The organism is Pseudomonas sp. NPDC090755 (genome assembly GCF_044769005.1).
Classification (GTDB): domain Bacteria; phylum Pseudomonadota; class Gammaproteobacteria; order Pseudomonadales; family Pseudomonadaceae; genus Aquipseudomonas.
Window position 1 is genome coordinate 395,447 of the sequence record NZ_JBIVXC010000002.1, and the last position, 22,820, is coordinate 418,266.

The 22,820-nt window shown below is 62.6% G+C and carries 25 protein-coding genes; 1 reads left to right on the forward strand and 24 read right to left on the reverse strand.

Translation table 11 applies throughout. The features are described from left to right. Positions 1-89 precede the first annotated feature (89 nt). The 19 genes from der to trmJ all read right to left on the reverse strand — a co-directional run bounded on the left by der (position 90) and on the right by trmJ (position 16,643). Positions 90-1,556: a ribosome biogenesis GTPase Der gene (gene der / locus ACIQUS_RS05660; protein ID WP_285861649.1), complete on the reverse strand. Its 1,467-nt coding sequence runs from the start codon at positions 1,554-1,556 to the stop codon at positions 90-92. Positions 1,557-1,672: 116 nt separating this feature from the next. Next, on the reverse strand, positions 1,673-2,824 hold the full coding sequence (gene bamB, locus ACIQUS_RS05665; protein WP_403043956.1) for an outer membrane protein assembly factor BamB: 1,152 nt from the start codon (positions 2,822-2,824) through the stop codon (positions 1,673-1,675). Next, positions 2,817-3,458: a YfgM family protein gene (locus ACIQUS_RS05670; RefSeq protein WP_403043959.1), complete on the reverse strand. Its 642-nt coding sequence runs from the start codon at positions 3,456-3,458 to the stop codon at positions 2,817-2,819. Before ACIQUS_RS05670 ends, bamB begins: the two co-directional genes overlap by 8 nt. A gap of 39 nt (positions 3,459-3,497) precedes the next feature. Further along, entirely contained in the window at positions 3,498-4,787 is a 1,290-nt protein-coding gene (gene hisS, locus ACIQUS_RS05675; RefSeq protein ID WP_403043962.1) for a histidine--tRNA ligase, read from the reverse strand. A gap of 24 nt (positions 4,788-4,811) precedes the next feature. Beyond that, positions 4,812-5,921 carry a flavodoxin-dependent (E)-4-hydroxy-3-methylbut-2-enyl-diphosphate synthase gene (gene ispG, locus ACIQUS_RS05680; RefSeq protein ID WP_403043965.1) on the reverse strand — a complete coding sequence of 370 codons (1,110 nt, stop codon included), beginning with the start codon at positions 5,919-5,921 and terminating at the stop codon, positions 4,812-4,814. Positions 5,922-5,924: 3 nt separating this feature from the next. After that, positions 5,925-6,953 (reverse strand): RodZ domain-containing protein, encoded by a 1,029-nt coding sequence (locus ACIQUS_RS05685; RefSeq protein ID WP_403043967.1) that lies wholly within the window; start codon positions 6,951-6,953, stop codon positions 5,925-5,927. Beyond that, positions 6,953-7,711, reverse strand: coding sequence for a type IV pilus biogenesis/stability protein PilW (gene pilW, locus ACIQUS_RS05690; RefSeq protein WP_403043970.1), 759 nt, complete (start codon positions 7,709-7,711; stop codon positions 6,953-6,955). The genes ACIQUS_RS05685 and pilW overlap by 1 nt, the downstream gene beginning before the upstream one ends. Before the next feature lie 13 nt (positions 7,712-7,724). After that, positions 7,725-8,870 (reverse strand): 23S rRNA (adenine(2503)-C(2))-methyltransferase RlmN, encoded by a 1,146-nt coding sequence (rlmN, locus tag ACIQUS_RS05695; protein WP_403043972.1) that lies wholly within the window; start codon positions 8,868-8,870, stop codon positions 7,725-7,727. Positions 8,871-8,898: 28 nt separating this feature from the next. Then, positions 8,899-9,324 carry a nucleoside-diphosphate kinase gene (ndk, locus tag ACIQUS_RS05700; RefSeq protein ID WP_403043975.1) on the reverse strand — a complete coding sequence of 142 codons (426 nt, stop codon included), beginning with the start codon at positions 9,322-9,324 and terminating at the stop codon, positions 8,899-8,901. Between the two features lie 90 nt (positions 9,325-9,414). Next, positions 9,415-9,615: a Fe-S cluster assembly protein IscX gene (gene iscX, locus ACIQUS_RS05705; protein ID WP_403043978.1), complete on the reverse strand. Its 201-nt coding sequence runs from the start codon at positions 9,613-9,615 to the stop codon at positions 9,415-9,417. 13 nt (positions 9,616-9,628) lie between these two features. After that, the gene (gene fdx, locus ACIQUS_RS05710; protein ID WP_403043981.1) at positions 9,629-9,970 is read right to left on the reverse strand and encodes an ISC system 2Fe-2S type ferredoxin; all 342 of its coding nucleotides are present in this window, start codon (positions 9,968-9,970) and stop codon (positions 9,629-9,631) included. A gap of 3 nt (positions 9,971-9,973) precedes the next feature. Then, positions 9,974-11,836 carry a Fe-S protein assembly chaperone HscA gene (gene hscA, locus ACIQUS_RS05715; RefSeq protein WP_403043984.1) on the reverse strand — a complete coding sequence of 621 codons (1,863 nt, stop codon included), beginning with the start codon at positions 11,834-11,836 and terminating at the stop codon, positions 9,974-9,976. Positions 11,837-11,878: 42 nt separating this feature from the next. Beyond that, a complete protein-coding gene (hscB, locus tag ACIQUS_RS05720; protein ID WP_285861661.1) occupies positions 11,879-12,400 on the reverse strand; it encodes a co-chaperone HscB in 522 nt (173 codons plus the stop codon). 8 nt (positions 12,401-12,408) lie between these two features. After that, entirely contained in the window at positions 12,409-12,732 is a 324-nt protein-coding gene (gene iscA, locus ACIQUS_RS05725) for an iron-sulfur cluster assembly protein IscA (protein ID WP_133216614.1), read from the reverse strand. 28 nt (positions 12,733-12,760) lie between these two features. Next, a complete protein-coding gene (gene iscU, locus ACIQUS_RS05730) occupies positions 12,761-13,147 on the reverse strand; it encodes a Fe-S cluster assembly scaffold IscU (protein ID WP_002552476.1) in 387 nt (128 codons plus the stop codon). Between the two features lie 46 nt (positions 13,148-13,193). After that, positions 13,194-14,408, reverse strand: a complete 1,215-nt coding sequence (locus tag ACIQUS_RS05735; RefSeq protein WP_403043991.1) for an IscS subfamily cysteine desulfurase — start codon at positions 14,406-14,408, stop codon at positions 13,194-13,196. A 42-nt stretch (positions 14,409-14,450) separates the two neighbouring features. After that, positions 14,451-14,942, reverse strand: coding sequence for a Fe-S cluster assembly transcriptional regulator IscR (gene iscR, locus ACIQUS_RS05740; protein ID WP_038614519.1), 492 nt, complete (start codon positions 14,940-14,942; stop codon positions 14,451-14,453). A gap of 153 nt (positions 14,943-15,095) precedes the next feature. Next, complete coding sequence (gene cysE / locus ACIQUS_RS05745; RefSeq protein ID WP_403043994.1) at positions 15,096-15,878, reverse strand: serine O-acetyltransferase; 783 nt, start codon at positions 15,876-15,878, stop codon at positions 15,096-15,098. Then, positions 15,879-16,643 carry a tRNA (cytosine(32)/uridine(32)-2'-O)-methyltransferase TrmJ gene (gene trmJ / locus ACIQUS_RS05750; protein ID WP_403043997.1) on the reverse strand — a complete coding sequence of 255 codons (765 nt, stop codon included), beginning with the start codon at positions 16,641-16,643 and terminating at the stop codon, positions 15,879-15,881. It lies immediately after the preceding gene. Positions 16,644-16,793: 150 nt separating this feature from the next. Here trmJ and suhB point away from each other — a divergent pair, with 150 nt between their 5' ends. Continuing rightward, positions 16,794-17,612 (forward strand): inositol-phosphate phosphatase, encoded by an 819-nt coding sequence (gene suhB, locus ACIQUS_RS05755; protein WP_403044000.1) that lies wholly within the window; start codon positions 16,794-16,796, stop codon positions 17,610-17,612. 184 nt (positions 17,613-17,796) lie between these two features. Here the strand turns inward: suhB and ACIQUS_RS05760 are convergent, their stop codons facing one another. The 5 genes from ACIQUS_RS05760 to tgt all read right to left on the reverse strand — a co-directional run bounded on the left by ACIQUS_RS05760 (position 17,797) and on the right by tgt (position 22,812). After that, positions 17,797-18,345, reverse strand: coding sequence for a glycine zipper 2TM domain-containing protein (locus ACIQUS_RS05760; RefSeq protein WP_403044002.1), 549 nt, complete (start codon positions 18,343-18,345; stop codon positions 17,797-17,799). 120 nt (positions 18,346-18,465) lie between these two features. Then, positions 18,466-19,377: a protein translocase subunit SecF gene (gene secF / locus ACIQUS_RS05765; RefSeq protein WP_403044005.1), complete on the reverse strand. Its 912-nt coding sequence runs from the start codon at positions 19,375-19,377 to the stop codon at positions 18,466-18,468. Between the two features lie 9 nt (positions 19,378-19,386). Next, complete coding sequence (gene secD / locus ACIQUS_RS05770; protein ID WP_403044007.1) at positions 19,387-21,252, reverse strand: protein translocase subunit SecD; 1,866 nt, start codon at positions 21,250-21,252, stop codon at positions 19,387-19,389. Positions 21,253-21,314: 62 nt separating this feature from the next. After that, positions 21,315-21,650 (reverse strand): preprotein translocase subunit YajC, encoded by a 336-nt coding sequence (yajC, locus tag ACIQUS_RS05775; RefSeq protein ID WP_010223473.1) that lies wholly within the window; start codon positions 21,648-21,650, stop codon positions 21,315-21,317. A 46-nt stretch (positions 21,651-21,696) separates the two neighbouring features. Continuing rightward, positions 21,697-22,812, reverse strand: coding sequence for a tRNA guanosine(34) transglycosylase Tgt (gene tgt / locus ACIQUS_RS05780; protein ID WP_403044623.1), 1,116 nt, complete (start codon positions 22,810-22,812; stop codon positions 21,697-21,699). Positions 22,813-22,820: the final 8 nt, after the last annotated feature.

A 22,820-nucleotide genomic window follows, 5' to 3' on the forward strand; every position in this document is an offset into this window, starting at 1 on the left:
CAGGAAAAAGGTTGAAACGGTCGCAGGCGGGATGGGGGTATCGCGGGGCAAGCCCGCTCCCACAAGGGGAGCGGGCTGTTCGAGAGCGGTTACTTGCGCTTGTCCTTGCGCTTTTTCTCGGCTTTCTTGTGGTGCGACATCAAGCGGCGCTTCTTGTTGACCTGGCGATCGGTCAGGGTGTTCTTGTTGCCTTCGTACGGGTTGTCGCTGCCCTTGTACTCGATACGGATCGGCGTGCCGACCAGCTTGAGTACCCGGCGGTAGGTGTTTTCCAGGTAACGCGAGTAGGAACGCGGCACCTTCTCGACCTGGTTGCCGTGGATCACGATGATCGGCGGGTTGGCGCCACCCAGGTGGGCATAGCGCAGCTTGATGCGGCGACCGTTGACCATCGGCGGCTGGTGCTCGCTGACCGCGTCTTCGAGGATCTGGGTCAGGCGGCTGGTCGGCCAGCGGGTGACCGCCGACTTGAACGAGGCCTGCACCGACTTGTACAGGTTGCCCACGCCGGTGCCGTGCAGCGCCGAAATGAAGTGGATGTCGGCGAAATCGACGAAGAACAGCCGGCGCTCCAGCTCGGTCTTCACGTAGTCGCGCTCGCCCGGCTGCATGCCGTCCCACTTGTTCAGGGCGATGACGATGGCACGACCGGCTTCCAGGGCGAAGCCCAGCAGGTTCAGGTCGTGGTCGACCACGCCTTCGCGGGCGTCCATGACGAAGATCACCACGTTGGCGTCCTTGATCGCCTGCAGGGTCTTGACCACGGAGAACTTCTCGACTTCTTCGTGGATCTTACCGCGCTTGCGCACCCCGGCGGTGTCGATCAGGGTGTATTTCTCTTCGTCACGCTCGAAGGGAATGTAGATACTGTCGCGGGTGGTGCCCGGCTGGTCGTAGACCACCACGCGCTCTTCACCGAGCATACGGTTGACCAGGGTCGACTTGCCGACGTTGGGGCGGCCGATGATGGCAATCTTGATACCATCTTTCTCGCTCGGACCCGGGATGCGCGCGGCCTCCTCGCCTTCGGCGACGTCCTCGTCGAGGGCTTCGTCTTCCTTGTCGCGCGGTACCTCGCCCAGCACCAGCTCCATCAGGGCGTTGATGCCACGGCCCTGGGAGCCGGCCACCGGAATGGCGTTGCCCATGCCCATGGGCGCGAACTCGGCGCGAGCGGTGTCCGGATCGATGTTGTCGATCTTGTTGGCCACCAGGAACGACTGCTTGTTACGCTTGCGCAGGTGCTCGGCAATCATCTGGTCGGCGGCGGTCATGCCGGCGCGGGCATCGACCAGGAACAAGACGTAGTCGGCTTCCTCGATGGCCATCAGCGACTGCTCGGCCATCTTCTCGTCCATGCCCACTTCGTCGCCGGTGATACCACCGGTGTCGATCAGGATGTAGGAGCGACCCTGCCAGCGGGCCTCGCCGTACTGGCGGTCACGGGTCAGGCCCGACAAGTCACCGACGATGGCATCGCGGGTCTTGGTCAAGCGGTTGAACATGGTGGATTTACCGACGTTCGGCCGGCCCACCAGGGCGATTACGGGAACCATGCGGCTCTCCACTGCATAAATTCAGAAAATACAAAGGCCGCTGCACAGCAGCGGCCGGAGTTCGGGCGGCACCCGAAGTGCCGCAGCCCGAGGCCTGCACGGCCTCAAGCATAGCCTCAGCGAATGGTCAGCGCCTCGAGCTTGCCGCTGTTGCCGTACACGTAGATGGTGTCACCAACCACCAGCGGACGGGCACGCAGGCCATCGCTATCGATACGCTCGCGACCGACGAAGCGGCCATCGACCTGGCTGAGCAGGTGCAGGTAGCCTTCCAGGTCACCTACCGCCACATAGCTGGAGAACACTTCCGGCGCCGACAGCTGACGACGGGCCAGCGAGTCGTTGCTCCACAGCGCGCTGGAGGAGCGCTCGTCGATGCTTTCCACGGTGCCCGAAGCCAGGCTCACGTAGACGTTGCCGAAGCCCTGGGCCACACCGGCGTAGCTGGAGGCATCACGCTGCCACAGCATCCGGCCGCTTTCCAGGTCAAGGCCCGCAACCCGACCCTGGTAGCTGGTGACGTACAGGGTACCGCCGGACAGCAGCAGGCCACCGTCGATGTCGACAACGCGGTCAAGCTCCGAGCGACCTTGCGGGATGGCAACACGCTGCTCCCAGACCGGCACGCCGTTCTGGGTGTCCAGTGCGACGACCTTGCCGGTCGACAGGCCAGCGATGGCCAGGCGATTGGTCACGATCGGCGCACCGGTACCCCGCAGGGTCAGAACCGCCGGGGTGCTTTCGTAGATCCAGCGACGGTCACCGGTGCTGGCATCCAGGCCGATCACGCGGTCGTCCTGGGTCTGCACCACCACCACGTCACCGTTGGTGGCAGGTGGCGCCAGGACTTCACTGGTGACCCGCGAACGCCAGCGCTGTTCACCGCTGGTCGCATCCAGGGCAATCACCTCGCCTTTGAGGGTGCCGAGCATGACCATGCCGTAACCCACGCCGACGGCGCCGGATACCGGCAGCTCCAGTTCTTTCTTCCAGATCACGTCGCCGGTGTTGCGGTCCAGGGACATCACCACGCCGGTGACATCGGCGGCGTAGATGCGATCGTTCTCGATCGCCGGCACCAGCATGTTGAAGGTTTCGCCCTGACCGTCACCGATCGAGCGGCTCCATTGCTTCTTCAGGACCACCTCTTCGGTGAAACTGGTCAGCTCGGCCGGCGGCAATTCCTTTTTGCTGTTGCTGCTGCAACCCACGGCCAGAAGGGCCAGGCTCAGCACTGCTGCATGTTTCCAACCGATCACGTCACGCATCCCCTTTGGCAAGGTCGTCGAGCTTGAGTTGCAAGCCACCGATCGCGGCGTCATCCGACAGCGCGGCCTTGGCCTTTTCGTAAGCGGCATGGGCATCGGCAGCGCGGCCTGCCTGAACCAGCAGGTCGCCCTTGAGCTCTTCACGGCTGGCCAGGAACGCCTTGTCGGCATCGCCTTCGAGCAGCTTCAGGGCTTCTTCGACCTTGCTCTGGGCAGCCATGACCCGGGCCAGACGCTGGCGGGCGATTTCGCCCAGGGTCGCGTCAGCCGGCTTGTCCATCACCAGCTTGAGCTCGGCGGCGGCGTCGTCCAGCTTGCCGGCATCGACCGCAACCTTGGCCACGAACAGGCCGCCGTACTGGGCGTAGGCGCTGCCACCAAACTCGCTCTTGAGCTTGCCGGACAATTCGGCAACCTTGGCCGCATCCGGTGCGCCGGTAGGCGTCAGGGTGGTTTCCAGCAGGGCCTGATAGAGGTTCGAGGCGCCTTGCGACTGGTTGGCCTGGTATTTCTGGAAGGCTTGCCAGCCAAACACTATCACCAGTGCCAGCAGGCCGCCGGTGACCAGTGGCTTGCCGTTACGCTGCCACCAGTCCTTGAATGCCGCCAGCTGTTCATCATCGGTACTCGACACCCCAATACTCCTTTTCACCAAATCGGCTGTTGACCCGCTTCACGCCTGCGCGAGGGAAGCTTCCAGGTGCTCTGCCAGAGCATCCCAGGCAATGTTTTGTTGTTCGCCCTGGCCACGCAGGGGTTTGAAACCTACCACTTGTTGCGCCAGTTCGTCGTCCCCCAGGATCAAGGCGAACAGCGCCGCACTCTTGTCGGCCTTCTTGAACTGGCTCTTGAAGCTGCCGCCACCGGCGTTGACCTGCAGGCGCAGGTTCGGCAGCCGGTCACGCAGGCGTTCGCTCAGGGACAGGCCAGCCAGTTCGGCCTGCTCGCCGACGGCGCACAGGTAGACATCGACCTGGCGGTTGATCGACTCGGGCACCTGCTCCAGGGTTTCCAGCAGCAGGATCAGGCGCTCGATGCCCATGGCGAAACCGACGCCCGGGGTCGGCTTGCCGCCCATCTGCTCGACCAGGCCATCGTAACGGCCACCGGCGCAGACGGTGCCCTGGGAGCCGAGCTTGTCGGTGACCCACTCGAACACGGTCTTGCTGTAGTAGTCCAGGCCGCGCACCAGCTTGGTGTTGATCACGAACGGAATGCCGGCGGCATCCAGGCGTGCCTTGAGGCCGTCAAAGTGTACCCGCGACTCCTCGTCCAGGTAGTCTTCGAGCTTCGGCGCATCAACCAGCACCGCCTGGGTGTTGGTGTCCTTGCTGTCGAGGATGCGCAGCGGGTTGCTCTTGAGGCGACGCTGGCTGTCTTCGTCCAGCAGGTCCAGACGCGCCGAGAGGAACTCGACCAGCGCATCACGGTAGCGGGCACGGGCTTCGCTGGTGCCCAGGCTGTTGAGCTCGAGCTTGACCGCGTCGCGAATGCCCAGCAGGCCCCAGAGACGCCAGGTCAGCAGGATCAGCTCGGCGTCGATGTCGGGACCGTCAAGGTTGAAGACTTCCACGCCGATCTGGTTGAACTGGCGATAACGGCCTTTCTGTGGGCGCTCGTGGCGGAACATCTGGCCGATGTACCACAGTTTCTGCACCTGGCCGCTGCCGGTGATGCCGTGCTCTAGCACCGCACGCACGCACGCCGCTGTGCCTTCCGGACGCAGGGTCAGGGAGTCGCCGTTGCGGTCGTCGAAGGTGTACATCTCTTTTTCGACGATGTCGGTGACTTCACCGATCGAACGCTTGAACAGCTCGGTGAACTCGACGATCGGCGTGCGGATCTGGCGATAGCCATAGGTGTCCAGCAGCCCGGCGACGGTGTTCTCGAAATAGCGCCACAGGGGCGTCTGCTCGGGCAGGATGTCGTTCATGCCACGGATGGCTTGCAGCGATTTGCTCACGGGTAATCCTTACGAATCTGAGTGTCAGCCACGGGCGATCACGGCCGCGTCGGCTTCGGCCTTTTCGGCCGCCTTCTGGCGGATGAGTTTTTCCAGCTCATCGACCAGGTTGTCATTGGTCAGCTTCTGCGATGGCTTGCCATCGATGTAGATCAGGTTCGGCGTGCCGCCGGTCAACCCGACATGGGCTTCCTTGGCCTCGCCCGGACCGTTTACCACACAGCCGATCACGGCCACGTCCAGCGGTACCAGCAGGTCTTCCAGGCGCCCTTCCAGCTCGTTCATGGTCTTGACCACATCGAAGTTCTGCCGCGAGCAGCTCGGGCAGGCGATGAAGTTGATGCCACGGGAACGCAAGTGCAGGGACTTGAGGATGTCGTAACCGACTTTCACTTCCTCGACCGGGTCTGCTGCCAGGGAGATGCGAATGGTATCGCCAATCCCTTCGGCGAGCAGCATACCGAGGCCGACCGCGGATTTCACCGTGCCCGAGCGCAGGCCACCGGCTTCGGTGATGCCCAGGTGCAGCGGCTGGATGATCTGCTTGGCCAGCAGGCGGTAGGCCTCGACGGCCATGAACACGTCGGAGGCCTTGACGCTGACCTTGAAGTCCTGGAAATCCAGGCGGTCGAGGTGTTCCACGTGGCGCAATGCCGACTCGACCAGGGCCGCCGGGGTTGGCTCGCCGTACTTCTTCTGCAGGTCCTTTTCCAGGGAACCGGCGTTGACGCCGATGCGGATCGGGATACCGCGGTCGCGGGCGGCATCGACCACCGCGCGCACACGGTCTTCACGACCGATGTTGCCCGGGTTGATACGCAGGCAGTCGACGCCCAGTTCGGCCACACGCAAGGCAATGCGGTAGTCGAAGTGGATGTCGGCGACCAGCGGCACACTGACCAGCTGCTTGATCCGGCCGAAAGCCTCGGCGGCGTCCATGTCCGGCACCGAGACACGGACGATATCGACGCCGGCATCGACCAGGCGGTTGATCTGCGCCACGGTGGCGGCGACGTCATTGGTGTCGGTGTTGGTCATGCTCTGGACGGCGATGGGGGCATCACCGCCGACAGGCACATTACCCACCCAGATTTTTCGGGATTCGCGACGCTTGATCGGAGATTCGCCGTGCATGACTTATTGTCCCAACTTCAGGCGAGCGGTCTCGCCACTGGTAAACGGCTTGATGTCGACTGCCTGGCCGTTGTAGCTGACCTGCACGCCACGGGCAAAGCCCAGGCGTACGGAGAACGGCGGCTTGCCGTTCAGGTCCAGGCTGTCGCCCTTGCGCTTGATGGCGCTGAACAGCACCTTGCCATTGCCGTCGGTGACCGAGGTCCAGCAATCGGCGGTGAATTGCATATGCAGCTGGCCGCTGCCAGCCGCTACCGGCGCCGCCGGGGCTGGCGCCACGGGCGCGACAGGTGCGCTGGCGACGACGACCGGGGCCACAGGGGCAACCGGGGCCGGGGCTGGTGCGCCAACCACCGCTGCCGGGGCAACCGGAGTGGTAGTAACAGGGGCAGCCGGTGCTACCGGGCTGACCGGCACCACAGGCGTCGGGGCTTCAGCGGCCGGCTGTTCGGTCGAGGCGGGGGCCTGTTCCAGGTTCAGCGGTGTGCTTTCCGGCTGCTGCGAGGCGTTGACCGCCTGGTCTTCCGGCTCGTCCAGCGGATGAATCTGGGTGGTGCCGTCGGCACTTTCGACCTCGACATGTTCCAGGGCCATGTTGACCAGGTCCTTGCCCCGCTGGCTGCTTTGATCCTGCCACCAGAAGAAGCCGCCACCGATCACCACCACCAGGATCACCAGGCTGACCACGCGCAGGATATTGTGCGACAGGCGTACCGGCTCCTCGATCCGGCCCAGGGCATGCACTTCGCTGCCTTGGGCGTGGGTGCCGGTGCACTGGTCGAAGGCCTGCACCAGGGCGGCCTGGTCCATGTCCAGCAGCTTGGCGTAAGCGCGGATGTAGCCGCGGGCAAAGGTGTGCCCAGGCAGCTTGTCGAAGGCGCCGGCTTCAAGATTGTTCAACGAGGTCACGGTCAGGTTGAGCTTGCGGGCCACTTCGGCCTGCGACAGGCTCCTGCTCTCGCGGGCCTGACGCAAAATCTCGCCTGGATTCTCGCGAGTCGCTGCTGCTACTTCGGGATGCGCCGCTTTCATCATTGCTCCGACAGGTATTGCTGATATTCCGGCGTGCCGGGATAAAGTCGTTGTAATTGCAGGCCCATATCGGCGGCCTTGTTCCGTTCTTCGAAGACACTGGCCAGGCGACTGCCCAGCAGCAGGCTGCGGGCACTGTGGTCGCTCAGCTGGCTGAAACGATCGTAGTAGTCACGGGCCGGCACATAATGCCTGTCTTCGTAAGACAACTCAGCCATTTCCAGCAACGCGCGCGGTTGCTGCTGGTTGAGTCGCAAAGCTTTTACCAGGTAGACCTGCGCCTGATCGCGCTGGCCGAGCCTCAAGGCGGTCAGGCCGAGGTTTTCGAACACCCTGGAACGCTCAGGATACAGCGTATCGGTCGCGGCTTGGGCAAACATCTGCTGTGCCTGCGCGAATTGCCCCTGAGCATAAAGGAAACTGCCGTAGTTGTTCTGGATCCGCGTGTCGTCCGGGCGACCGGCCAACGCCTTGCGAAAGTGCGCCTCGGCAAGCCGTGGCTCGTCTTCGGCCTGATACACCAAAGCCAGGGCAGCGTTGGCGGCGGCATCCTGGCTATCGAGATCGAGGGCTTTTTTCAGCGGCCCCCTGGCCTGTTCGGTCAAACCTTGTTGCAAATATCCCAGTCCCAACTGCACGTAGGCCTGTACGGCCTGCGCCCTGCCCTCACGGCTGGCGAGCGCGTCCGAACTCCCGCCAGACACGCAGCCTGCAAGCAGGGCGAGCGACAGGATCGACAGCGCAACGCGCAGGGTCATGGAGGTCCTCTCTTCAGTTCCGTGCAGCGCTGTCTTGCACATCGCTGTCGGCGCTCAACTGGCGCACGGCGATATAGCGCTCGCTACGGCGGGTGCGGTCCATCACCTGGCCGACCAGCTGGCCGCAGGCCGCGTCGATGTCTTCACCACGGGTGGTGCGCACCGTCACGTTGTAACCGGCGTGATGCAGGTGATCCTGGAACCGGCGGATGGCGTTGTTGCTCGGCCGCTCGTAACCGGAATGCGGGAACGGGTTGAACGGGATCAGGTTGATCTTGCACGGCACGTTCTTGAGCAGCTCGGCCATTTCCACGGCATGCTCGAGCTTGTCGTTGACGTCCTTGAGCAGGGTGTACTCGATGGTCAGCACGCGCTTTTCGCCGAGTTCCGACATGTAGCGCATGCACGAATCGAGAACGACCTTGAGCGGGTACTTCTTGTTGATCGGCACCAGTTCGTTGCGCAGCGCGTCGTTCGGCGCGTGCAGCGACAGGGCCAGGGAGACGTCGATGTGCTTGGCCAGCTCATCGATCATCGGTACCACGCCGGAGGTGGACAGAGTCACCCGGCGCTTGGAAATGCCGTAGCCGAGGTCGTCCATCATCAGGTGCATGGCGGCGACCACGTTGTCGAAGTTCAGCAGCGGCTCACCCATGCCCATCATCACCACGTTGGTGATGGCACGGTCGATGGTGGCGGGAACACTGCCAAACGATTTGTTGGCAATCCACACCTGGCCGATAACTTCGGCGGCGGTGAGGTTGCTGTTGAATCCTTGCTTGCCGGTGGAGCAGAAACTGCAATCCAGGGCGCAACCGGCCTGGGACGAGACACACAGGGTGCCACGCTTGCCCTGGGGGATGTACACGGTCTCGACGCAGCTGCCGGACGCCACGCGCACCACCCATTTACGGGTGCCGTCGCTGGAGATGTCCTCGCTGACCACTTCCGGACCGCGAATCTCGGCAACCGCCTTGAGCTTTTCGCGCAGGGCCTTGCCGACGTTGGTCATGGCGTCGAAATCATCGACGCCAAAGTGGTGAATCCATTTCATTACCTGACCGGCACGGAAGCGCTTCTCCCCGATTGAGTCGAAGAATTTTTCCATTTCCGGCTGGGTCAGCCCCAACAGGTTAGTTTTGCCAGTCGATGTCGTCATGGATTCACCCTCACCCGTAAGCCTTGGCTTAGCGAGTGGTTACCTCGGTAGCTGCGAAGAAGTAAGCGATTTCGCGAGCAGCAGCGGCTTCGGAGTCCGAACCGTGGACAGCGTTGGCGTCGATGGACTCGGCGAAGTCGGCGCGGATGGTGCCGGCAGCAGCTTCTTTAGGGTTGGTGGCGCCCATCAGCTCGCGGTTCAGAGCGATGGCGTTCTCGCCTTCCAGAACCTGGACGACAACTGGACCGGAAGTCATGAAGGCAACCAGGTCAGCGAAGAAACCGCGCTCTTTGTGCTCGGCGTAGAAGCCTTCGGCTTCGGCTTTGGACAGTTGCTTGATTTTCGAAGCAACGATGCGCAGGCCAGCTTCTTCGAAGCGGGTGGTGATCTTGCCGATCACGTTCTTGGCAACGGCGTCAGGCTTGATGATCGAGAAAGTACGTTGAACAGCCATGGAAAACTCCAGAAACGTTGAGTGAAGCGAAAAATTAAACCCGCGAATTATACGCGGGTTCCGGGGGATTGCCTAACCTGCTGAGTGCGCTCAGTCGGCTTCTTCGATCCAGGCCGCCTGGATGGCTTCGAGAACCTTCTCGCCGCCACGTTGCGGATCGTCACTGAACTCCGGCAACGCCAGCACCCACTGGTGCAGGTCGACGAAATTCACATAACGAGGATCGACTTCCGGCTTGCTTTCGGCAAGCTGGATTGCAATTTCAAGTACATCAATCCATTTCAAGCTCATGCTGACTCCGGGATCAATGCGGCGCTTCGGCGGCGTGGTTGAGCGAGTATTTCGGGATTTCGACGGTCAGGTCCTCGGTGCCGACCTTGGCCTGGCAGGTCAGGCGCGACGTGGCCTCAAGGCCCCAGGCGCGATCGAGATAGTCTTCTTCCAGCTCGTCGGCTTCGTTGAGCGAGTTGAAGCCTTCGCGAATGACGCAGTGGCACGTGGTGCAGGCGCAGACGCCGCCGCAGGCGCTCTCGATCTCGATGTGGTTGTCATGGGCCACTTCAAGAATGGACTTACCGGTTTCAGCCTCCACGACCATCCCCTCAGGGCAGAACTTCTCGTGGGGCAGAAAAATCACCTGCGGCATCAGTTATTCCTCGATCTCATTCAGGTTGCGCCCGGCCAACGCGGCTTTTACCGTCGAATCAAGGCGACGGGCGGCAAAGGCATCGGTCACTTGCGACAGACGCTTGGTCTGCTGCTCGATGGCCGCGCCATCGGTGCCGGTGATCAAATCACGCAAATCTTGCATCTGTTGCTCGATGGCCAGACGCTCCTCGGCGTCGAGCAGCCGGTCGCCATCGGCGTCCAGCGCACCCTGCACAGCTTCGAGCAGGCGCTCGGCATCGACCTGGTGTTCGCGCAGCTGACGCGCCACCTTGTCGAAGCCGGCATGCTCGAAGGAGTCCTTGAGCATGCGGGCGATTTCGCCGTCGGTCAGGCCGTAGGACGGCTTGACCTGGATGCTCGACTCGACGCCCGAGCCCAGCTCACGGGCCGAAACGCTGAGCAGGCCGTCGGCGTCGACCTGGAAGGTCACGCGGATCTTCGCCGCACCGGCCACCATGGCCGGAATACCACGCAGCTCGAAACGGGCCAGGGAACGGCAGTCGCTGATCAGTTCGCGCTCACCCTGGAGCACGTGGATCATCATGGCCGACTGGCCATCCTTATAGGTGGTGAACTCCTGGGCGCGGGCGACCGGGATGGTGGTGTTGCGCGGAATCACCTTCTCCATCAGCCCGCCCATGGTCTCCAACCCCAGGGACAGCGGAATCACGTCCAGAAGCAGCAACTCGCCACCATCACGGCGGTTACCGGCCAGGGTATCGGCCTGGATGGCGGCGCCGATGGCGACTACCTGGTCCGGGTCGATCTCGGTCAGCGGCGTACGACCAAACAGGGCCCCTACCGCCTCGCGCACACGCGGCACGCGGGTCGAACCACCGACCATCACTACGGCACCGACCTCTTCCAGCTCGACGCCGCTGTCGCGCACGGCGCGGCGGCAGGCCTTGAGGCTGCGGGCAACCATCGGCTCGATCAGGGCATCGAAGGCGGCACGGGTCAGCTCGGCCTGCCAGCTGCCGTAGGCAACCTGGACCGCATCGGCATCCGTCAGGGCCTCCTTGGCTGCACAGGCGGTTTCCAGCAGCTGGCGCTGGGCACCCGGATCGAGGTCCGAGGACAGGCCGGCCTGCTCGACGATCCAGCTGGCAATCGCGTGGTCGAAGTCATCACCGCCCAGGGCGCTGTCGCCACCGGTGGCCAGCACTTCGAACACGCCGCCGGTCAGGCGCAGGATCGAGATGTCGAAAGTGCCACCACCCAGGTCGTAGATGGCCACCAGGCCTTCGGCATTCTGGTCCAGGCCATAGGCGACCGCGGCGGCGGTCGGCTCGTTGAGCAGGCGCAGCACATTCAGACCGGCCAGGCGCGCGGCATCCTTGGTGGCCTGGCGCTGGGCGTCGTCGAAGTAGGCCGGCACGGTGATTACCGCGCCTACCAGCTCACCACCCAGGGTTTCTTCAGCACGCTGGCGCAGCACCTTGAGGATGTCGGCCGAGACCTCGACCGGGCTCTTCGCGCCCTGGACGGTGTCGATGAACGGCATGTGCGACTCGCCGCCGACGAAGCGATAGGGCAACTGCTCGCCCAACTGCTTGACGTCAGCCAGGCCACGGCCCATCAGGCGCTTGACCGACAGCACGGTGTTGAGCGGGTCGCTGGAGGCGGCATCGCGCGCCACCTGGCCGACATCGATGCGGTCAGCGTGGTAGCGCACGGCAGACGGCAGGATGACCTTGCCCTGTGCATCGGGCAGGGGCTCGCTGCGGCCGCTGCGCAGGGCTGCAACCAGGGAGTTGGTGGTGCCAAGGTCGATACCCACCGCCAGGCGGCGCTGGTGCGGTTGAGGGCTCTGACCGGGTTCGGCGATCTGCAGTAGGGCCATGCTTATCTGAATACCAGGGGCGCCGCCAAAGGCAGCGTCGGGTTAATCGTCGAGGCGCTCTTCCAGCTGGCGCACTTCATAGGCGAGCTTGTCGAGAAACTGCATGCGGCGCATCAGGCGTTCAGCCTGGTCGCGCTGCGCAGGATCATTCCAGCAGGCGGCGAAGTCCTCGTTGAGCGCTTCCTGGGCGACCTTCAAGCGACGCTTGAAGACGGCAACGCCATCGAGGTCGGCACTGTCCTGCAGGTCTTCGAGCTCTTCGCGCAATTGCATCTGCTGCAGCAGGAACTCGGGATCATGGACGGTGACTTCCTGCGGCACTTCATGACCGCCGATCGCCAACAGGTAGCGGGCACGCCGGGGCGCGCTCTTGAGTGTCTGGTACGCCTCGTTCAGCGCAGCCGAACGCTCCAGCGCAATGCGCTGTTCACGTTCGGAAGCATCGGCGAAGCGATCCGGATGAACCTCGCGGGCCAGCTCGCGATAGCGAACGGCCAGCTTGTCGAGGTCCAGGCGGAAGCCAGGTTGCAGGTCAAACAGGGCGAAATGACAAGGAGTACCCACGCGCAGCCTCAGACGTTGAAGCTTTCGCCGCAGCCACACTCACCGCGCACGTTGGGGTTGTTGAACTTGAAGCCTTCGTTCAACCCTTCCTTGACGAAATCCAGTTCGGTACCGTCGAGGTACGTCAGGCTTTTCGGGTCGATGATCACTTTCTGGCCATGACTTTCGAAGACCTGGTCTTCGTCGGCCAGCTCATCGACGAACTCCAGCACATAGGCCAGGCCCGAGCAGCCGGTGGTGCGCACGCCAAGGCGAATGCCAACGCCTTTGCCGCGTCCATCAAGGGAGCGGCGCACGTGGTTGGCGGCCGCCTCTGTCATGCTGATAGCCATCGAAACTCCTTACCTGCAACAGGCGAACTTAGAGCAAACCTTTCTTCTGCTTGTAATCGCGTACGGCCGCCTTGATGGCGTCCTCGGCGAGTACCGAGCAGTGGATCTTGACCGGCGGCAGCGCCAGTTCTTCGGCCAGCTGGGTGTTCTTGATGGTTTCGGCTTCGTCCAGGGTCTTACCCTTCATCCACTCGGTGGCCAGGGAGCTGGAGGCGATGGCCGAACCACAGCCGTAGGTCTTGAACTTGGCGTCTTCGATGACGCCCTGCTCGTTGACCTTGATCTGCAGGCGCATCACGTCGCCGCACGCCGGGGCGCCGACCATGCCGGTGCCGACGTCCGGGTCCTCGGCATTCATCTTGCCGACGTTACGCGGGTTTTCGTAGTGGTCGATGACCTTTTCACTGTAAGCCATGGTGCAATTCCTTCCTCATCAGAGAGCCGCTCTTGCCGGCGACTACTTAGTGCGCAGCCCACTCGATCTTGGAGATGTCGACGCCGTCTTTGTACATATCCCACAGCGGCGACAGTTCGCGCAGCTTGGTTACGGCCTCGCAGACTTTCTGCGCGGCGTAGTCGATTTCTTCTTCGGTGGTGAAACGACCGAAGGTGAAGCGGATGGAGCTATGTGCCAGCTCGTCGTTGCGGCCCAGGGCGCGCAGCACGTAGGACGGTTCCAGCGAGGCCGAAGTACAGGCCGAACCGGAAGACACTGCCAGGTCCTTGAGGGCCATGATCAGCGACTCGCCTTCGACGTAGTTGAAGCTCAGGTTCAGGTTGTGCGGAATGCGCGCAGTCATGCAGCCGTTGATGTACAGCTCTTCCAGGCCTTCGACCTGTTTGTAGAAGCGCTCGCTCAGGGCCTTGATGCGCACGTTCTCGCTGGCCATCAGTTCCTTGGCGATGGCGAAGGCTTCGCCCATGCCGACGATCTGGTGGGTAGCCAGGGTGCCCGAGCGCATGCCGCGCTCGTGACCGCCACCGTGCATGGTGGCTTCCAGGCGCACGCGAGGCTTGCGACCGACGTACAGGGCGCCGATGCCTTTGGGACCGTAGGTCTTGTGGGCGGAGAACGACATCAGGTCGACTTTCAGCTTCTGCAGGTCGATCTCGACCTTGCCGGTGGACTGCGCGGCATCGACATGGAACAGGACGCCTCGGGCGCGGGTCAACTCACCGATGGCGGCGATGTCGTTGATGGTGCCGATTTCGTTGTTCACGTGCATGATCGACACCAGGATGGTGTCGTCACGCAGGGCCGCCTCGACCATGGCCGGGGTGATCAGGCCATCGGTACCGGGCTCGATGTAGGTGACTTCGAAACCTTCACGCTCCAGCTGGCGAGTGCTGTCCAGGACAGCCTTGTGCTCGATCTTGGAGGTGATCAGGTGCTTGCCCTTGGTGCCGTAGAAGTGCGCGACGCCCTTGATTGCCAGGTTGTCGGACTCGGTAGCACCGCTGGTCCAGACAATTTCCCGCGGGTCGGCGTTGACCAGGTCGGCGACCTGGCGACGAGCGTTCTCGACCGCCTCTTCGGCTTTCCAGCCAAAGACGTGGGAGCGCGACGCCGGGTTACCGAAGTTCCCGTCGACCAGCAGGCAGTCGCTCATCTTCTGAGCAACGCGGGGATCGACCGGGGTGGTCGCGGAGTAATCGAGGTAAATCGGCAACTTCATTGAATATCTCCTATCAGGCGGTCGCGCCGCGCGTCGAAACGGTCATTCGACGGCGGACGTCTCAATCTTGTCCAGCTGCGGTGCCCGGCCTGCGATACGACGCAGATCCTGGCGCTGGGCGACTTCTTGCACCTCACGGCGAGTAACAAGGTCAGCCAGGCTGATGCCGCTGAGAAACTCGTGAATCTGCTGGCTCAGGTCACACCACAGGTGGTGCGTCAGGCAGGTGTCGCCAGCGTGGCAATCACCCAAACCCTGGCAGCGTGTGGCGTCGACCGATTCGTTGACCGCATCGATGACCTGGGCGACCTGAATGCTCTCCATGCTTCGCGACAGCTGATAGCCGCCGCCAGGACCGCGCACACTGGAAACCAGGCTGCTGCGGCGCAGCTTTGCAAACAGCTGCTCCAGATAAGAGAGGGAAATGCCTTGGCGTTCGGAAATGTCGGCCAGAGACACCGGCCCATGCTGCGCGTGCAACGCCAGGTCAAGCATGGCGGTCACGGCGTATCGGCCTTTTGTAGTCAGTCGCATGGCTAGTAGGTACCACGGGGTTACGGGATGGGAGCGAGTATGCTATTCCCGAGCATTTAAGTCAACTATAAGACCTAGTGCTTTAGTCGGGTTTGCCGCGGGACGGCGGCCGAATGATAGCAAACTAAGGGGCGCTTGCGCACGCCCCTTCTGTCACTGCGCGGACGCGTTGCTGCGCGCCTCTTCCTTGATCTCGGCGAAGTCCTCTTCGCGCAGGGCGGGAAGCTCCTTGGCGCAGTAGTCACTGCCAAGGTTCTTCAGGGCGCCGCACATGTCCTCCAGGCGTCCGTCGACCGCCTGCAGGTGATCGAGCAACTGGCCAATGGCCCGGGCCACCGGGTCAGGCATGTCCTCGCTGACCCCGTAGGCGTCGAAGCCGATCTTCTCGGCCATGGCCTTGCGCCGGGCCTCCACACCCTCGTCGGTCTTGACGATGATCCGCCCGGGAATGCCAACCGCGGTAGCGCCTGCCGGCACCGCCTTGGTCACCACCGCATTGGAGCCGATCTTGGCCCCGGCGCCGACCGTGAACGGCCCCAGCACCTTGGCCCCGGCACCGACCACCACGCCGTCTTCCAGGGTCGGGTGCCGCTTGCCCTTGTTCCAGCTGGTGCCGCCCAGGGTCACGCCCTGGTACAGGGTGACGTCGTCGCCGATCTCGGCGGTTTCACCGATAACGATGCCCATTCCGTGGTCAATGAAGAAGCGCCGGCCGACCTTGGCCCCCGGATGGATCTCGATGCCGGTCATCCAGCGACCGAAGTTCGACACCAGCCGCGCCAGCCATTTCCAGTCCCGCTTCCACAGGGCGTGAGCACCGCGATGCAGCCAGATGGCGTGCATGCCCGGGTAGCAGGTCAACACTTCAAAGGCATTGCGCGCCGCCGGGTCACGGTGGAAAACGCTCTGGATATCTTCACGCAGACGCTCGAACATCTATTGATCCTTCCGCTTATGCGGCTCGCCACGGGCCACTTTCTGGGTTTCCGTGAGAATGCCGCGCAAAATACTCATTTCCGAACGGTTGACCGAGCTACGCCCGTAGAGTCGACGCAAACGCGGCATCAGGTGCCTGGGCTTCTGCGGATCGAGGAAACCGATCTCGACCAGGGTCTTTTCCAGGTGCTCGTAGAAGCGCTCCATTTCATCCATGGTCGCCAGCTCCTCGGTGCTCGCCTCGGGCTTTTGCACCTTTGGCGCCTGGCCTTCCACTGCCAGCCAGGCCATGCGCACTTCATAAGCCAGCACCTGCACCGCCGCCGCCAGGTTCAGCGAGCTGAAGTCGGGATTGGACGGGATGTGCACATGGAAATGACAGCGCTGCAGCTCTTCATTGGTCAGGCCGGCGTGCTCGCGACCGAACACCAGGGCGATCTCCATACCCTGGGCGGCCTCCTCGATGACCTTGGCGCCGCACTCGCGCGGATCGACCAACGGCCAGGGCAGGCGGCGGTCACGGGCACTGGTGCCCAGCACCAGGTTGCAACCGACCAATGCCTCTTCGAGGGTGGCAACCACCTGGGTGCCGGCCAGCACGTCGTCGGCGCCGGAGGCACGGGCATCGGCCTCGGGCGACGGGAAGTCCAGCGGGTCGACCAGCACCAGGCGCGACAAGCCCATGTTTTTCATGGCACGCGCAGCGCCGCCGATATTGCCGGGGTGGCTGGTATTGACCAGAACAACACGAATATTTTGCAGCAAGGCGAAGTGCTCACAGACACGGGAAAGGGGGAGTAAATCTTACAGAAGCGACCAGCGTAGCGCCACGAAAGCAAATCTCACACTTCTGCGAAGCAAGTTTTCTGCTAGAATGTGCGGCTTTCTTCTTTAACATCCCCAGGTGAAACGCCCATGCAGCCTATGCTGAATATCGCGCTGCGCGCCGCTCGCAGCGCCAGTGAACTGATTTTCCGCTCCATCGAACGCCTGGATACCATCAAGGTTGATGAGAAGGACGCCAAAGACTACGTCTCCGAAGTCGATCGCGCCGCCGAGAAAATGATCGTCGACGCCTTGCGCAAGGCCTATCCGAACCACACCATCCGCGGCGAAGAGACCGGGCTGCATGCCGGCAGCGGCGAAGAAGGCAAGGACTACGAGTGGATCATCGATCCGCTGGACGGCACCACCAACTTCCTGCGTGGCGTTCCACACTTTGCTGTAAGCATTGCCTGTAAATACCGTGGCCGCCTCGAGCATGCCGTGGTTCTGGACCCTGTCCGCCAGGAAGAATTCACTGCCAGCCGTGGCCGTGGCGCCCAACTGAACGGCCGTCGCCTGCGCGTCAGCCCTCGCACCAGCCTGGAAGGCGCCCTGCTGGGCACCGGCTTCCCGTTCCGTGACAACCAGATGGCTGACCTGGACAACTACCTGGGCATGTTCCGCGCCCTGGTCGGCCAGACCGCCGGCATCCGCCGCGCGGGTGCCGCCAGCCTGGACCTGGCCTACGTGGCTGCCGGTCGCTTCGATGCCTTCTGGGAATCGGGCCTGTCGGAATGGGACATGGCAGCAGGCACCCTGCTGATCCAGGAAGCCGGCGGTCTGGTGAGCGACTTCACCGGTGGCCACGATTTCCTCGAAAAAGGCCACATCGTTGCCGGCAACACCAAGTGCTTCAAGGCCGTCCTGACGGCTATCCAGCCGCACCTGCCCGCCTCGATCAAACGCTGAGTTTCGATCGGGCATAAAAAAGCACCCCTCGGGGTGCTTTTTTTATGCCATGAAACACAGCGGGATCTCGGGAAGCTGTGGGAGCCGGCAAAGCCGGCGACGGCATCAGCGGGGAATCAGCCCCTGCGCGTTGCCGGTATCGCAGGCTTGTCCAGCCCCCTACACCCATCTCACAGAGGCGCCATTACTGCTGCGGCTGCGCCTCGCTCAAGATCAGCTTGCCTTCCTTATCCAGCGGAATCTGCGCGCCCGGATCACGATCCATGCGAACCTGGCCGACCTTGTCACCGATCGAATATTTCACGTCATAGCCAACCACCTTCTCACTCAGGTCGTTGACCGTGTTGCAGCGGGTCTGGGTGGTGGTATAGGTGTCACGCTCCTGCATGCCCTCTTGCACCTTGTTACCAGCGTAGCCACCGCCGACCGCACCAGCGACCGTGGCAATCTTCTTGCCGGTGCCGCCACCGATCTGGTTACCCAGCAAACCACCCGCCACCGCGCCCAGCACGGTACCGGCGATCTGGTGCTGGTCCTTGACCGGCGCCTGACGCGTCACTGTCACGTCCTTGCATACTTCCCGTGGAGTCTTGACGGTCTGCTTGACCGGTTGCACCGCCAGCACTTCGGCGAACTCCGGACCGCTCTTGACCAGACTGTAGGTGGCCACAGCACCACCGGCAGTCACACCGACAGCACCCAGAACCGCACCCACCAGCATTGACTTGTTCACGTGAACCTCCTGATCGTACCTGCGGGACTTAGCCCGCCTTCTCCTTGCCTTGGAGCATAAAAAAAGGCGCGAGTTCAATACTCGCGCCTTCTTCTACGACGAACAGTGTGGGAATTACCCTTATGGACGGTCGTCCACACCTTCGGCCTTGACCGGAGGAATCAGGTCCTCACTGCTCAGGTTCAGCCAGATCAGCACCACGTTGGCGATGTAGATCGACGAGTAGGTACCGGCCATGACACCGATGAACAGTGCCAGCGAGAAGCCCCACAGGTTGTCGCCACCGAAGAACAGCAGCGCGGCGATGGCCAGCAGGGTCGACACCGAAGTGGCGATGGTGCGCAGCAGGGTCTGGGTGGTCGAGATGTTGATGTTCTCGATCAGCGAAGCCTTGCGCAGCACGCGGAAGTTCTCCCGCACGCGGTCGAACACGACGATGGTGTCGTTGAGCGAGTAGCCGATGATCGCCAGCACCGCCGCCAGCACCGTCAGGTCGAAGGTGATCTGGAAGAACGACAGGATGCCCATGGTCACGACCACGTCATGCACCAGCGACAGGATCGCACCCAGGGCGAACTTCCACTGAAAGCGGAAGGCCAGGTAGATCATGATGCCGCCCAAGGCCAGCAGCATGCCCAGGCCACCCTGGTCACGCAGCTCCTCGCCCACTTGCGGACCGACGAACTCGACACGCTTGACCACGGCCGGGTTGTCGGAACTCACCTTCTGCAGCGCCTCGGCCACACGGTTGCCCAGCATCGGGTCATCGCCCGGCATGCGCACCAGCAGGTCGGTGGTGGCGCCGAAGCTCTGCACCACGGCGTCCTGGAAGCCGGCCTTGACCAGTTCTTCACGCACCTGACCAAGGTTGGCCGGACGCTCGTAGGTCAGCTCGATGAGCGTACCGCCAGTGAAGTCCAGGCCGAAGTTGAGGCCCTTGTAGAACCAGCTGAACAGCGCCAGCACGGTAAGCAGCAGGGTGACGCCGAACGCGAAGTTGCGCACACCCATGAAGTTGATGGTACGTAGCATGGCAGCCCCTTAAACCCACAGCTTCTTGATATCACGCCCACCGCAGGTCAGGTTGACCATTGCGCGGGTAACCATGACGGCCGTGAACATCGAGGTGAAAATCCCGAGGGACATGGTAACCGCGAAGCCCTTGACCGGACCGGTACCCATGGCGAAGAGGATGCCGCCGACCAGCAAGGTGGTCAGGTTGGCGTCGACAATCGCCGTGTAGGCACGGTTGAAGCCTTCGTGGATGGCGCGCTGCACCGACATGCCGGCGGCCAGCTCTTCGCGGATCCGCGAGAAGATCAGCACGTTGGCGTCGACCGCCATACCCATGGTCAATACGATACCGGCGATACCCGGCAGGGTCAGGGTGGCGCCCAGCAAGGACATCAACGCCAGCAGCATGACCATGTTACCGGCCAGGGCGACAGTGGCGATCAGGCCGAAGAAACGGTAGATGGCCATGATGAACAGCGAGACGAACAGCATGCCCCACAGGGATGCATCGATACCCTTGGTGATGTTGTCAGCACCCAGGCTCGGGCCAATGGTACGTTCTTCAGCGAAGTACATCGGCGCCGCCAGACCACCGGCACGCAGCAGCAGGGCCAGTTCCGAGGATTCACCCTGGCCATTCAGGCCGGTGATGCGGAACTGGCTGCCCAGTGGCGACTGGATGGTCGCCAGGCTGATGATCTTTTTCTCTTCCTGGAAGGTCTGGATGGCGACGTCTTTCTCGACACCGTCAACCACTTGCTTCTCGTAGCGGGTGATCGGGCGCTGCTCGATGAAGATCACCGCCATGCTGCGACCAACGTTGCTGCGGGTCGCGCGGCTCATCAGTTCGCCACCATGGCCGTCCAGGCGAATGTTCACCTGCGGGCGACCTTGCTCGTCAAAGCTGGCCTGGGCATCGGTAACCTGGTCACCGGTGATGATCAGGCCACGCTCGACCGCTGCCGAACGACCGCCTTCGCGGAATTCGAAGACTTCGGTGGTGGCCTTGGAAGCACCCGGCTCGGCACCCAGGCGGAACTCGAGGTTCGCGGTCTTGCCCAGGATACGCTTGGCTTCGGCAGTGTCCTGCACGCCCGGCAGCTCGACCACGATACGGTTGGCGCCCTGACGCTGGACCAGCGGCTCGGCCACGCCCAGTTCGTTGACCCGGTTACGTACCGTGGTCAGGTTCTGCTTGATCGAGTACTCACGGATTTCCGCGACCTTGGCCGGGGTGATCGCCAGGCGCAGGACCGCCATGTCGTTACGCTCGGTGGTGGTCAGCTCGAAATCGTTGAAATTCTTGCGGATCAGGCTGCGAGCCTGTTCGCGGGAAGCATCATCGGCAAAGCCCAGCACAATGCCGCCATCTTGTTGCGGCAGGCTGCGGTAGCGCACACGCTCCTTGCGCAGCAGGCTCTTGACTTCACCTTCGTAGACCTTCAGACGGGCCGCCATGGCCTTGTCCATGTCCACTTCCAGCAGGAAGTGCACACCACCGGACAGGTCCAGACCCAGTTTCATCGGGCTTGCGCCCAGGTTGCGCAGCCATTGCGGGGTAGTCGGGGCCAGGTTCAGGGCTACCACGTAGTCATCGCCCAGTGCCTTGCGCACTACATCCTTGGCTGGCAGTTGGTCTTCCTGCTTGGTCAGGCGCAGCAGTGCGCCCTTGCCCTTCTCGCCCAGGCTCGCGGCCTTGACCTGGATACCGGCTTCGACGAGCGCCTTGCTCGCGCGGTCCAGATCCGCCTGAGTGACCTGCAGCGCCGTGCTGGCACCACTGACCTGGACGGCCGGATCATCAGGATAGAGGTTGGGAGCGGAATAAATAAAACCGATCGCCAGTACCACCAGGATCAGTGCGTATTTCCACAGAGGGTATTTGTTCAGCATCACGCCGCCCGTTCAAGACGCGGGGCGCCTTGCGCGCCCCGTCGATTGGTAAAAAACGTAAATCAGATCGCTTTGAGCGTACCTTTTGGCAGGGTCGCGGCAACGGCGCCCTTCTGGAACTTCAGCTCGACGTTATCGGAAACTTCCAGGACCACGAAGTCGTCGGCTACTTTGACGATCTTGCCGGCGATACCGCCATTGGTGACAACTTCATCACCTTTTTGCAAGTTGCTCAGCAGGTTCTTCTGCTCTTTGGCACGTTTGGCCTGCGGGCGCCAGATCATCAGGTAGAAGATGACCAGGAAACCGACCAGGAAAATCCACTCGAAGCCGGTACCGGCTGGGCCGGCGGCTGGGGCAGCGGCGTCCGCGTAAGCGGCAGGGATCAGAAAGCTCATGTGGCACTCCAGTTGCAATCAGTACTTGTTAGGGATCGACAGAACATCAGTCCAAGGGCGGCACAGGCAGCCCGCGCTTGGCGTAAAAGGCATCGACAAAGGCGGCCAATGTACCCTGTTGAATAGCCTCGCGTAAACCAGCCATCAAACGCTGGTAATGACGCAAGTTATGGATTGTATTCAACATGCTGCCCAACATTTCGCCGCATTTATCCAGGTGGTGCAGATAGGCGCGGGAGAAGTTCTGGCAGGTATAGCAGTCACAGGTCGGATCCAGTGGCGAATCATCATGACGATGGAACGCGTTACGGATTTTGATCACGCCGGTATCGACGAACAGATGACCGTTGCGCGCATTGCGCGTGGGCATCACGCAGTCGAACATGTCAACGCCGCGGCGCACACCCTCAACGAGATCCTCCGGTTTGCCTACCCCCATAAGGTAACGAGGTTTGTCAGCCGGCATCCGGCCCGGCAGGTAGTCCAGCACCTTGATCATCTCGTGCTTGGGCTCGCCCACCGACAGGCCGCCGATGGCCAGGCCGTCGAAGCCGATCTTTTCCAGGCCTTCGAGCGAGCGCATGCGCAGGTTCTCGTGCATGCCGCCCTGGACGATGCCGAACAGTGCCGCGGTGTTGTCGCCATGGGCATTCTTGGAGCGCTGGGCCCAGCGCAGGGACAGTTCCATGGAAACGCGCGCGACGTCCTCGTCAGCCGGGTACGGGGTGCATTCGTCGAAAATCATCACCACGTCCGAGCCCAGGTCACGCTGGACCTGCATCGACTCTTCCGGCCCCATGAACACCTTGGATCCGTCGACCGGCGAGGCGAAGGTCACGCCCTCCTCCTTGATCTTGCGCATGGCGCCCAGGCTGAACACCTGGAAACCACCGGAGTCGGTGAGGATCGGGCCTTGCCACTTCATGAAGTCATGCAGGTCGCCGTGGGCCTTGATCACCTCGGTGCCGGGGCGCAGCCACAGGTGGAAGGTGTTACCCAGGATCATGTGCGCGCCGATGGCCTCGATGTCCCGGGGCAGCATGCCCTTGACCGTGCCATAGGTGCCCACCGGCATGAACGCCGGGGTCTCGACCACGCCACGGGGGAACGTCAGGCGGCCACGACGGGCCTTGCCGTCGGTAGCCAGCAACTCGAAGGACATACGACAGG